This window comes from Gammaproteobacteria bacterium (genome assembly GCA_013816845.1).
GTDB lineage: Bacteria > Pseudomonadota > Gammaproteobacteria > DSM-16500 > DSM-16500 > Aquicella.
This window is the reverse complement of the sequence record JACDDU010000002.1, coordinates 180,108-191,801: the sequence shown is the minus strand read 5'-3', so window position 1 is coordinate 191,801 and position 11,694 is coordinate 180,108. Positions and strand designations below refer to the sequence as shown.

7 protein-coding genes are annotated in these 11,694 nt (G+C 34.8%); 4 read left to right on the top strand and 3 right to left on the bottom strand.

The features are described from left to right. The first annotated feature begins 189 nt into the window (after positions 1-189). Both H0W64_04460 and H0W64_04455 read left to right on the top strand, forming a co-directional pair. Complete coding sequence (locus H0W64_04460) at positions 190-1,338, top strand: hypothetical protein (GenBank protein MBA3660955.1); 1,149 nt, start codon at positions 190-192, stop codon at positions 1,336-1,338. Positions 1,339-1,400: 62 nt separating this feature from the next. Next, positions 1,401-2,342 (top strand): hypothetical protein, encoded by a 942-nt coding sequence (locus tag H0W64_04455; protein ID MBA3660954.1) that lies wholly within the window; start codon positions 1,401-1,403, stop codon positions 2,340-2,342. Between the two features lie 29 nt (positions 2,343-2,371). On the opposite strand, the gene H0W64_04450 is transcribed toward H0W64_04455, so the two are convergent. After that, entirely contained in the window at positions 2,372-3,238 is an 867-nt protein-coding gene (locus H0W64_04450) for an alpha/beta hydrolase (GenBank protein ID MBA3660953.1), read from the bottom strand. Positions 3,239-3,592: 354 nt separating this feature from the next. Here H0W64_04450 and H0W64_04445 point away from each other — a divergent pair, with 354 nt between their 5' ends. Next, on the top strand, positions 3,593-3,778 hold the full coding sequence (locus tag H0W64_04445) for a hypothetical protein (GenBank protein ID MBA3660952.1): 186 nt from the start codon (positions 3,593-3,595) through the stop codon (positions 3,776-3,778). A 216-nt stretch (positions 3,779-3,994) separates the two neighbouring features. On the opposite strand, the gene H0W64_04440 is transcribed toward H0W64_04445, so the two are convergent. Beyond that, positions 3,995-5,095: a hypothetical protein gene (locus H0W64_04440; protein MBA3660951.1), complete on the bottom strand. Its 1,101-nt coding sequence runs from the start codon at positions 5,093-5,095 to the stop codon at positions 3,995-3,997. A 213-nt stretch (positions 5,096-5,308) separates the two neighbouring features. On the opposite strand from H0W64_04440, the gene H0W64_04435 reads away from it, so the two are divergent. After that, on the top strand, positions 5,309-6,046 hold the full coding sequence (locus H0W64_04435; GenBank protein MBA3660950.1) for a heavy-metal-associated domain-containing protein: 738 nt from the start codon (positions 5,309-5,311) through the stop codon (positions 6,044-6,046). Between the two features lie 105 nt (positions 6,047-6,151). Here H0W64_04435 and H0W64_04430 read toward each other — a convergent pair whose 3' ends face one another. After that, positions 6,152-11,404, bottom strand: coding sequence for an AAA family ATPase (locus tag H0W64_04430; GenBank protein ID MBA3660949.1), 5,253 nt, complete (start codon positions 11,402-11,404; stop codon positions 6,152-6,154). Positions 11,405-11,694 lie beyond the last annotated feature (290 nt).

The window sequence follows — 11,694 nt, the reverse complement described above, 5'->3', positions numbered from 1 at the left end:
TACCGAAACCGAGTGAAAGGACGACATATTTAAGAAAACCTTAATACGAAAATAACCTCATGCTTAGCCTGACATTAAACTTAAGGAGATTTTAAATCGCCAGCGCGGAAAAATTTTAGTGGCTAATAATACTGACTTAATCTTTAAGAGTTAACATGTTACTAATCTTATGCTTATCATTTAGGTGCTATGATGCAATTACGCTGTACCGCTCTTGATCCCTGTAGTTACGAACAAATAACATTGCAATCCGTGCAATATAGTAGCTCACATCATCAATATGAAAAAAATAAACAGCATAGATATTTAGCCATATTTTTGACTCCGCCCAATCAGAAAACACTCAGTAAGTGGGGAGATATCATCGTAGGCCGAATCCGAGAATTGAAAGCACATATCGATTTATCTCATCTCAATTTGAATGAGATTGATTTCAACTGTAAAAATGCAAAAACCGGCCCTGACACCATTCATTTACTTGTCAATTCAAGATCCAGTATAAATTTTACTTTAGAAGATTTTCAGCTAGTGGCTAATCTTATAATCACCTCAAATGAGACGATAGTGAATGAAGCGAGTGCTGAAATTAAAGAAAATTCAAATAGTAAAAAAAGAGTTTCGTTAAAAAATAATGAACTTTGCAAACATAAGCCAGCTTTATATCTTAATCTTAAAAGAATTCCTAATTTTCCTTATCCCGCCATACGTAGCACAGTGGAAGACCCACTATTTTTTGCGGTGTTTGAATCTTCCCTGAATATAAAACAAACTCCAAAAGTTCTAATAAGCCTTAGTAAACGATGGGACATAGTCAATACTAAACTCAAAGAAATGGGAATTGAGATTTTTGGAAGTGTAACAGTGCAATTAAATACTATTTATTTTCAAGTTAAACTTTTAGAAAATTTAAATTTAACCATTCAGCAATTTGATTGGATCTGCGAAATTTTATTGCAACCTTCTACTAGTATTTTAGAGAAACATGCATTAGAAAAATTTAATCTTATGCCTGACTCACCCATACCGCTTTCCACAAATACTAATGATTTATCAGTTGAGCAACACATCAACATGATTTGCAATACTCCTACTGAGCGATTGAATACAGATAAAAAAATTAGAGAAATTCTTGGGTTGTTTAAAACAATCAATGCAAATAGTCTTAAAGGTAACCAAGAAACTGATATCATAAGCAATTCTACCACTTTTGATAGTCCCAAACTGGCTCAAATTAACCGGAATAACTTATTTCAACTTTCTAAGTATGACGGCGAATCTGAAGATCCTTTTTCACGACAACCTGATCTTTTAAACCGGGATAATTTAAGCTTAACTTAATATTTAGTAAACTTTGATGCGGTAGAATGTTTCAAAACTGTACTCGACCCAGGTAATGATTTATGCTGACTCAACGTTCTCGCCATCCTCGCCGGACTTATTATGAATTGCTCAGCTTAATATCTATCAAAGACGTTTCTTCATACAATGTCAGTAAAAATTATGCGGCTTATAAATATTTAGCCATTTTTTTAGCTCCTGTTAAGGATACAAGGATCCATAATAATTCATTAGTTAAGTGGAGAGACGTTGTTACATACCGCATTGCTGAATTAAAAAACCACATTACATTTAATCATTTCAATTTTTGTGAGGTAAGCTTTAGGACCAAAATTGAAAAGGAACCCGATAAAATTTATTTATATGTAAGTTATAACTCACCTAAAAATTTTTCAATCCAGGATTTTGAACTATTGGCTAATCTTATAATCAGCAAAAATGAAAAGATAACAAAGGCAGCAAATATTCAAGCCATTGCAGATACAAAGTTAGACAATGCAGAAAATATTCAAATCAGTACAAATGAAAAATTAATAAATGAAGCAAATATTCAAAATGAATTTCTAGATAACTCAGAAAAGGAAGATCCATGTAATACACTCAATTGCAATCACCAGACAACAGCTACAACTGAGAACCCTCTAGTACTCAATATATTTGAAAATGCTAATTTAAATGACGCTCAACAGCCAGAGAAATCGAAAATTGAACAATTTTATGATATTAAAGGTCAACTTTCTGTTCCCATCCCCTCTCAACAAAATATAGAAATGATATTAAATAAAAAATTGCCTGAGCGTGAAACCAAAATAGCAATTTTATCTCTACTCGAAAATTATAGACTAAGTACTGAAGTGGTGGACCATGGAGCAAAACCAAACGGAATGACTGAAGATCAAAAGCTAGTATTTAAAGCTCAAATTCATATGTTCAATTTTTTTTCTGCGGCTCAAGCTCAAGATGAAGTCCAAGACTGTTTTCCAACCCCACCTCAGTTTACTTAAGATAAAATATAATAAATTAGCGAAATTTCTTATTGCGCAGAAGATTTTAAGAAATTTTTTATAATTCTAATATAGGAGTCGTGTGCATCAACTGCAAGAGAATGGCCGCTCTGTTTAAATATTTTTAATTGGGATTTTGGTATATGTTTAGCCATTACTTTTGATTGTGATGGTGGGCAAATCCAATCTTCACTACCAGCCAGGATCAATGTTGGGGCGGTAATTTTTTTAAGGAACGGAATGAAATCAAACGTACGCAAATAACCTTTAAATCCTTCATTAAGCGCTTCATAAGACCAGATGGTTTTGGATTGGTTAAAAGATTGGTGATGATTTTTTTTAGTTGTTGTGGAATATAATGGCTCCATTTCTTTAAAATATTTCATGAGGTGGCGAGAATTCTTAAATGAACCATTCCATAAATGTTGACAAATGGCGATTTGTTTTTGGTTACCACGTTTTGCTAAAATTATTTTTGCTTCGTCTAAAAACCGATAACTTGGGGCGGTGACGACTAAAATAAGTTTATCAACATTTTTCGGGTAACGGATGGCATATCCTTGCGCAACCATTCCCCCGTAGGATGTTCCCAAAATACAAATTTTTTCTAACCCTAAATGTTGGCGTAAAGCTTCCAAGTCTTCGATATTATTGTCTAATGTGTAATCACGTTGTTTGGTCTTCTTACTCCGACCACAACCACGATGATCGATAAAAATTAATTGTGCAACATCTTGTAATTCTAAAGAGTGTTGTTTAAACCGCAAATGGTCGCCTCCGGGCCCACCATGTAACATAAAAACAACAGGTCGTTCCACAAAATGATTTCGAACTGGCTGTAATTGCATGCCAGCAACATCAAAATAAAGTTCAGTATTGCGTAACTTTGCTTTCATAAGTAACCACCGCATTATTTATAAAGTGATAATTATAACAATCACTTTTATTAAGGTATAGCAAACTAAAAAAGTAGCTCCGCCCTAAAACCCCAGGTAAACTAGAGTGCATCTAACTTACTTAGTTAAAATTACTATCCCAAATAGGCTTGTGCATCAAAACATTTATTTTTTATTGGAATTTATTAAATGAATCTAATTTCATATTTTTTCAAATTTATATTCACGATAGTAGTAATCGTAGTACTAACGATCACAACCAGCTATAAATGTCCATTTGGACAATTTTCACCAACTTGCATTGGCTATATACTCCTTCACATCGTTTTTACCTTGATAGGTGCAGCGATCTTCATGGTTATTATTATGGGAATACAATCCATCCTACACTGGCGCGGCAAAGTTTCTCTCTATTTTCAATTTTTGCTGGTCGTTATAGTTACTTCGGTCCTCATAGAAAAATTACCACTTTTGAAGAGCACGACTGAAAAGCAGACAAGTCATACTGTCGTCACGCAAACCCAACGCCTGCAAGATTAAGCTCCCATTTTAGTTTTGAATTTCGTTTGGCTTAGAAAAAAATGGAGTGGGACGGAAAAGAAGTTAGTTTTTTCCTTTTTTACTTTTCCGGTGCATGAGCGAACCGAAACTCAATTTTTTATCAATCCCAGGCTCATTTTTCTTTTATAGCCTAGGATAATTTGTGCAGCAAATCCACTTATGTTAATAATTACTTTTTTTGGACAAATAAAAAACTTAGAGTCTATGGCGCGTGTCGCTATTTAATATCATATCAAGCTCATGGTTAGCACGTATGACACGTAATGCTAAACGCATCCCCGATGCCACCTCATCATGTTTTTTAAATAAACCCAAAACGCGCGAAGAACTTTGATCCGTTTGTATAATGGCTTGCATTCTATCAATTAAACCTAACAACACGTCTGCAAAATTAACAGAGTCGTTTTCAACATGATTCAAATTTTCATTAATATATTTGCGTAAAGAGATGAGCGCTTCTCTGTGAGGAATTTTTTGAGGAAGCTTACTATCCGGATACCGTGAACTTTCATAATCTTCGATATAGTTCAGTTGGAAAAAACCTTGGATATCTTTGGGTGCGCGATTTTTTATCGCTCTTACACAAGTTTCAAATAATCGTAGATTCGTATTTTCTTCCTCTTGCGGATAGTCTTGATAAAGTGGCTCATTGCTTTGCTGCGTACTCATCTCTATCTTTTTAATTTTCGCACTCAGAGTTTTTTCCGCACTGTAAATGATCGGTTTGGCTGAAGCGTTTAAAACAGGAGGCAAAAGAAATGCTTGAGGCTGATTGTTTATAAAAGCCAGTAAATTATTAAAGGTAGCATTAGGCACAATGTCAGCTAGTGCATTTCGAATTTGTGCACCCACGTGTGGATTCATAACTTCAGTAATACCTTTGCGGGGATTGAAGCGACCATGCTTTTTTTGCGCATCAACTTCTGCACCGATAAGGTTTAAAAGACTTTCTTGGGAAATAGTCTGACCTAACGGATAAACATACGTTTTCGTAAATAATTCATCACTGATAGAATCCTGTAATATTTCTTCCATTTTGATTTTAGCTTCCTCTTCGGATGAATTTTTAGTTTCATGTAGTATTTGTAAAATTTCTTCTATTTTTTTGTTTCGGATAAAATCAATTCCCTCTTTGTACTTCTCGGGTAAAGTCGAACGTTCATAAGTAAACCCATATCCCGCGGAATCTTTACGAATGACAATCACAGGTTCGATAAATAATTCTTTAGTGGTCACATCTGTCAAAAAAGGATGCCATTTTTTCAGGTAAGGAGATAAAGTTGTTTGACTATCCATAAACCCCTCGGTTTCTACATTATATTTTAATTATTATACCTCTTAATGATAAGCCAAAAGATGAAGCAATTTGATTTTATGAAAGATTTAAGCTAAGTGATTCATTTCTATAACTTTAGTATAATAGTCAACGGCGTGACTGGCCTCATGAGTATGAGTACCAATCAGTATTTTACTTAGAAAAGAATAGTTTGGAATAAAAGGATTATATTAATGAATTTAACCTACTCTATCGAGGGAATACATTGCCCTTCTTGCATTCATAAAATTTCCTCAGTGTTATCACCCCATGTAAATATAATTGAGATAACACTGAATCCCCCGCTACTTAAAATTGAAGCTGAGCGTCCTCCCAACCTTGATGCACTTAATGCCCACCTCGCTTTGATCGGGAATTACAAACTACAAGCTCGTCCTACACATCATCTTAGCAATTCTAAGTCTCTTTCTATGGCTGATCCAGAACCGCAAGGATGGCGAGTCTATTACCCTATTTTTCTGATTATGAGTTATATAATCGGTGTTGCTGGGATAAATAATTTTCATGCAGGAGAAATCAATTGGCAAAGCTTGATGAACCAATTTATGGCTGGATTTTTCTTAATTTTTTCAGCTTTTAAATTTTTAGATATTCGTGGTTTTGCAGAAGGGTATGCGACTTACGATTTATTAGCACAACGTTGGCATACCTATGGTTACATTTATCCTTTCTTAGAATTAGTGCTGGGAATTTTATATTTAACGCAAGAACTACCAACTCTAACGCAATTTGCGACTATAGTCATCATGGGTTTTTCGAGTCTCGGTGTCATAAACAGTTTACTTAAAAAACAAAAAATCCACTGCGCCTGCTTAGGAACGTTACTCAAAGTTCCGCTTTCGAGTATTACCTTGATTGAAGATTTAACCATGGTCATTTTAGCTGTCGTCGCTTTGATGATGAGAAACTGAGGCAATGGATTCGCCGGCGTGGTTTATAACCTTTACTCAACCGAATATTTAATATAACAAACCAATTATCGTTTATATTTGAAGCACGCTTAATGAAGGAGCACATTACGATAATTTCTTCTTACACAGGTCTAGGTAAATTTTTACAACTTGGTCTTTTTTATTTTGATCATGACACATCCTAAAATACTGTTGAGCTTCCATATAATTTTTTTCTTGATACGCATTTCGTGCCCGATTAAAACAGTCTAAACTTTTTCTTTTTGCTTCTAAGACATCGGGTTCATCGACATCACAAACTTCCCAAACTTCAATTGTATTTTCTTTACCTTTAATGATTGCTTTATCCACCAAACGGAGCGTAAAGTGTTCAGGAAACCGTAAATTTAAGCGCGTTGTTTCGCTAATTAATAATTTTGTCCCGTATAATTTATTTAATGTTTCTATACGCGTAGCAATATTGACTGAATCACCGATGACTGTACTTTCAATCCTATTTTCACTCCCAACAATACCCAACATTAATTCGCCTGTATTAATTCCGATTCCTATATTGATTTCAGGTTTGTTGTTTATTTTGCACGCTTCTTGATACTTTTTGAGACCTTTCAACATATCAACGCCCGCTTGCACGGCATGATCTGCAACGCCGCTAAATAAAGCCATGATGGCATCACCAATATATTTATCGATAAATCCATGTTGCTTGCGGATATAAGGTTCCATGGCTGAAAAAAAGCTATTAATTAAATCAAATGCTTCAGCGGAAGTTAAATGTTCAAACAAATTAGAAAAATTTCGAATATCACAAAAAAGAATGGACATATTCTGATGGGAATTATCGCCTAACGAAACTTCGGATATATTTCGTTTTTGTAACTGTTCCAAAAATTCGCGCGGCACAAAGCGACCACTTGCAGCATAAACTTTAGCATTTTCTAAGGAAATAGCAGTTTGGGTTCCAATTAAATTAAGAACTTGCAACAATTCAGAGGTAAAAGCACCCGTACTGGTATGATTTTCTAAGTATAAAATCCCCACTAAATCATTTTGATGATGAATAGGCATACAAAGGATAGACTTAGGACGATTTTTTATAATGTAAGAATCATTTGCAAATATCTCACTATTAATTGCATCATACAAAATAATGGGTTTATTGGTTCGATAAACCGCATGCAGCAATGTTTGAGGTAAATTCGTGGCATTACCTTCTTTGCGGATAAATTTATCTGGGTCTTCGCTAATTTTATCTATTGCAAGCTCGATTATAAAAGATGTGTTTTGTCTCGTAATAAACATAGCTTTATCTGCACCTGCATTTTCAATAACAACATTTAATGTTTGCAATAATAATCGATCGGGTAAAATTTCTTTTGAAATAGTATGTGAAGCTTTAATAACCGATAAAAAATCTAAAGCTGAAGTCGGCAAAGTAATGGTTCCGCTGTGATCATGCGCAATCGCATTACTATTCATTTGGGGTTTAAGCCATGCTTGGTATTGATGCTCTAATAGATTCGTCTTGGCAACGGCGCCCCAGCGATAAAAATAATAATGCGCCTCTAACATATATGATCTAGCAATTTTATCTTTACCTTGTTTGGAATAAAATTGAGCAGCGCAATCATTGGCAATGGCAATACAATAAATAAAATTATTTTTACTTGCTTGGTTAATAGCATCATCATATAACCGCGCAGCCATAACTGATCGATTGCAAATTTGTGCATATTCAGCTGCAAGTAATAAATATTTATCTGAAAAATTATAGGGACAAAGCTTTGACCATCTTTGTACTTCGTTTAAAATTTTCTTGTAAATTTTCTTATAAGACTTGCGCTGTTTGATATTCAGTTGCGGATAATTTTTGGCGATTGCCAATGCATAGTATAAATAAACTTCACTACGAATCATTTGATGGTGATGATAGGATTGACGATAAGCGAAGGCTTTTTCACTCATTTTTAATGCATTTTCATAGTCTTCGACAAAATAATAATAGCGGGCCGCTAGACTATGTCCCTCACCATTTATAATTTCACTTTCTTTACTCTGAATACCCTTTAAACTTTCAAGCAAATCTTCACGTGAAACAGCAGGGTTAGCTTGTAAACATTGATAATACTGATTGTACATTTTAGTAATATCGTAATAATCTGTGTATTTGATCCTGAGTGTATATTCATAACTATTGAGCGCTTCTTCACCTAGATCTTTAATCGGTTTACCAAGCAAACTCAGTGCTCGGAGTTTACCAACACACGCCCAGGAGGCATAAATGAGCTCCCCTGCTTCCAAGGCTTGTTGATAGGCGATTTTTGCAATATCAGGCAAGGTATGAATGGGTTTATATAAATAATTAGCAAGTATTACCGGTATGTGATAGCGAGCAGATGCTGCAACACTACCCGATTTTTCAGAAATACGTCGTGCAAAATCTAAGAAAATAACAGCTTTTTTGTGTCGTCCAATTGAAAGTAATAGCATTGCATAGGCGCAAATTGCCAAGGGGGCTTCATCTGTATAACCGTATTCCAACACTTGGCGGGTTGCCATGCAAGTCGTCACTAAAAATAAAGGGCGATTAAAAGAGGAGGCGCTTGTACCAATAGCAAATAGAATTCGTAAAATAGAAAGTTGCTTAGGATCAGTCATCTCTACCACATTAAGTTGACTGACATTTTTAAAAAAGATGAGGCGCTCTACAGATAAAATTTTTCGCAATATAGTACCGACATTGGGATGAGTAGGAATTTCGATATCAAACAAACGGAGCGCTTCAATTCCCAGCTGAGTACCTTCATGTAACTTACCTTGGTTGGTATAAATTTTAATTTTGCTATAATATAGATCCGCTTTATCTAAAACTGTTTTTGCCTTAGACATAATAAAATCAAAGTTTTGTTCGGCTTTTTGATATTCACCAATTAAATATTCACATTCTAACAATTGTTTATGTAGCGCAAGAAGTAATTCATATTGTTGGTCCCACGAAATATCTACAAGCAATTGAATACCGGCATTGATATAGTTAAGCGCCGATTGATAAGCCATCGAAAGCCTGGCTTGTTTTGCACCTTTTAAATTCAGTTCAGCAAGTTGAATTTTTTCAGCCTCGGCTCTAATCAGCGATGAAGAAGCATTTAAATGATTTATTATTTCAAATAAATCGACGCTTTCCGACTGTTCATTATATTTTCCTAATAAAATTTTACCGATTGCAAAGTGCATTTTTTGATTATTGTCTTCGGTATTTAGACTCATTACAGCGTGTTGAATTCGATCATGAGAAAAATTATAATTAATGCGTTCTTGAATATTTTTCGGATTGATTTTTTCTCGTGCGAATAAATCTACATCTCGATAATTCGTACCGATTGGGCTAATAAGTTCAGCTTGCACCGCCTCCCATAATAAGATAGAAGTTTTTTGTAATGTTTCTCCAGATAAAATGGCTAATAATCCTAAATCAAAGGTAAAACCAATACATGATGCCCGCTGTAACATCATTTGGGCAGCCGGGGATAATTTATGAATGTTACTTATCAATAAGCCGACAATGCTTTCTGTAATTTTGGCAGCTTCAACTGCCTCAATATTCCATTCCCAAGACCGATTAATATGCGAAAAAGTTAATAATTTTTCTTGATAAAGGGTTTTTAAAAATTTGATCACAAAAAAGGGATTGCCACCGGTTTTTTTAAATACTAAATTCGCTAATTGCTCATCTCGCAAATATTCACCATTTATACTATCAAATATTAAGTCAGTTAAATCTTTGACATTTAAAGGTGCCAGATCAATTGTTTTTATCGTGGTAATGTTTGATTTATTAATTTCGCGCAAATTAATTAATAAGGGATGATCGGCGGTAACTTCGTTATCTCGATAAGAACCGATCACTAATAAATAACGAATTTGCGGATCCGTTAACAACATTTCAATCAGCTTCAACGAACCATTATCCACCCACTGCAAATCATCTAAGAATAAAACAAGTGGATGATTTTTACTGGCAAAAACTTGTATAAAACCGCGGAATAAAATCATGAATCGATTTTGTGTTTGGGTTGGATCTAATGTCAAAGCTTTCGGTTGCGGCCCAATGATATGTTCCAATTCGGGAATGATATCAATAAGTACTTGACCACTCTTACCAACAAGGTTTTGCAATTCATTCCTTAGCACAATAATTTTTTCTTCAGGCTCTGTTAGCCAATTTTGTACAAGCTGTCGGAATGCTTCAATAACAGCACTGAATGGAATATTTCTCTTGAATTGATCATACTTACCGCTAATAAAAAAACCCTTATTCTTGGTAATGGGTTTATCAATTTCATGCACTAAGGAAGATTTGCCTATCCCTGCATTTCCAGAAATGAGAATGCATTCCCTGCCTCCAGCAATCGTGCGGTCAAAAGCATCGAGCAAGGCATTAACTTGCATTTCGCGACCATAAAGTCGCTGCGATAAGGCAAGCGTATCGCTAACATCATTTAGTGCCAGTTCAAAAGGTTTGATAACCCCATATCCACGCCATTCAATTTCACATTGTAAAAGATCGGACTTTAAACCTGCCGCACTTTTGTAACGATCTTCCGGCATTTTTCCAATAAGTTTATGGATAATTCGACTAATCATTTCAGGAATTTCAGGTGCAATATTTTGTAAAGGCGTGGGGGGTTGGGCAATGTGACAATAAACCCAACCAATCGCATCAATTGCTGCAAACGGTAATTGTCCTGCAAGCATTTCATAAAATGTAACCCCTAGCGAATAAAAATCAGTACGATAATCGATTGATCGATTCATTCTGCCGGTTTGTTCGGGAGATAAGTAAAAAAGCGTACCGCTTAGAATATTAGGATTTTGTTGATCTTGAACTTCGTATTGTAAAAGTGATGCGTTACTAAAGTCGGTTAACTTTACGGAAAGCGTTTGGGGTTCAATAATAATATTGGTGGGGTTAATATCTTTATGGATCACCCCTTTTTCATGTAAAGCTTGTAGTGTATCAACGAGGGGCAATGCAATTCTAAAAAAATTAGTTAGAGAGAGTATGCCAAGCTGTAAATATTCCTTTAAAGTAATGCCACCAATATCTTCAAGAACTAATCCATAACCATTTCGATACTTTTGAAAATCATAAGCTTTGATTATACCCGGGATATTGAGTTTTTTAGCAAACTGATAATCTTGTTGTAAAGAAGAAAGTTCAGCAACGGTAGGATATTCTGATCGAATAATTTTTAATATAACTTGCTTATGATCAGACACGCGGATAGCCCGGTAGCATACCGTATGTTCTTGCGCACTAATTTCTTCAAATGCCGTGTAACCTTCTAATTCAACCATAGTTTATATTTAAAGTTGAGATAACTCTTTAAGTATAGTTTCTAAATTTAAGGGCATTAAAATGTTTTTTATCAATAGAATCTGAGGCTTGGATAATGCGCAAGGTAAAAAGCAATCGCTTTCTCGATAAAGCGCACATGAAAGTTGTTTAATAATTCAAAAAAATTCATATCGTTGCTCGAGCAAATTCGCGAAAACAAAAGTTTTTAATTATTTGTTTGGCGAAACAAGCTGAAGCAACCGTACTTAATTGGGCTGTGAATTGAACATTTTTCCTATTAATAGGACTA